Raw genomic sequence first — 1,270 nt, forward strand, 5'->3', positions numbered from 1 at the left:
TTGTAGTTCCCCCGGTTTAGTGGACACCTCAATCAAATTGAGTTGAGGTGTTCAGTGCCAGCATATAAGAATCCAAAGAAGACACGACAGTACAGCAATGAGTTCAAGGCTAAAGCTGTTAAGCTGAGTCACTTAAAAGGGGCGAGTGTGAAAGGTGTTGCGGAGTCACTCGGCATTCATCCCTTCATGTTGTCTCGGTGGCGAAAGGAATATCGAGAAGGAAAGATCGTGTCGGACAACCGGGAAAAGCTGGTTAAAAAGCCGCGTACAGTCAGTGAAAACGAACGAGTTCGTCAGCTGGAGAAGCAGGTCCAGCAGCTGAAAACGGAGAATGATTTGCTAAAAAAGTGGCAACAATTTCTCGCGGAGGAACAGAGGAAAAGTTCAGGTTCATAGACCGTTATAGAAGGCTGTATAAGGTCAACATGCTTTGCCGGTTTCTGGGGGTATCACGCAGCGGTTTTTATGCTTGGCGCTGCCGTGGTCAGAGCAAAAGAGAGCAACAAGATCAGCGCTTATTGGCGTGTATACGCGATATCTTCCATAAAAGCCGTGAAACATATGGCAGTCCGCGTATTTATCATGCCCTCAAGCGACAGGGGATCGTCGTGAGTAGGAAGCGGATAGAGCGGCTGATGCGGGAGGACGGTCTCAAAGCCCGGGTCTCTCTGGTCTATAAGAAGCTTGCGGGGCTGCATCGTTTTTATCAGCGCTCGCATAATTTGCGTAAGGACCTTCCTAAGCCGGAGCGCAAGAATCAACACTGGGCGGCTGATCTGACCTACATTCGGGTAGGCAAGCGATGGCTGTATTTGGCTGCCGTGATAGACCTGTATTCGCGCCGGATCGTTGGCTGGTCTTTAGGTAAACGGAAAACAGTGGCGTTGACAAAGTCTTCACTGATGATGGCTATCAGGAATAGGAAGCCGCCACCGGGTTTGATCTTCCATACGGATCGGGGTGTTGAGTATCGTGCTCACGAGTTCCAGGCAGTGTTGGATCGGTACGGTATGCATGCGAGTACAAACCGGCCGGGCTGCTGCACAGATAATGCGGAAATGGAGTCATTCTTCCATACGCTAAAGGGCGAGTTCATCAAAGGACGAGACTTCTTTGGTGAGATGCATTTGAGGGATAAGCTGGTTGGTTACATCCAGCATTTTTATAATCGAATTCGATTGCACTCCAGTTTAAATTACCGGAGCCCGGTCGAATATGAAGCAATGACGGCGTAAGCGAAAGTGGTGTCCACTTTTTCGGGGGAAGATCA

1 protein-coding gene is annotated in these 1,270 nt (G+C 49.4%); it reads left to right on the plus strand.

Translation table 11 applies throughout. From position 1 onward, the window contains the following. Nucleotides 1–54: 54 nt before the first annotated feature. Nucleotides 55–1,235 (plus strand): IS3 family transposase gene (locus IOQ59_RS21035; protein WP_193955446.1). Its coding sequence is split into 2 segments (ribosomal slippage): nt 55–340 and nt 340–1,235, totalling 1,182 coding nucleotides; the frame shifts between segments, so codons are not numbered across the junction. The last annotated feature ends 35 nt before the right edge of the window (nt 1,236–1,270 follow it).

The sequence above is a fragment of the Pontibacterium sinense genome, assembly GCF_015209595.1.
Classification (GTDB): domain Bacteria; phylum Pseudomonadota; class Gammaproteobacteria; order Pseudomonadales; family Balneatricaceae; genus Pontibacterium; species Pontibacterium sinense.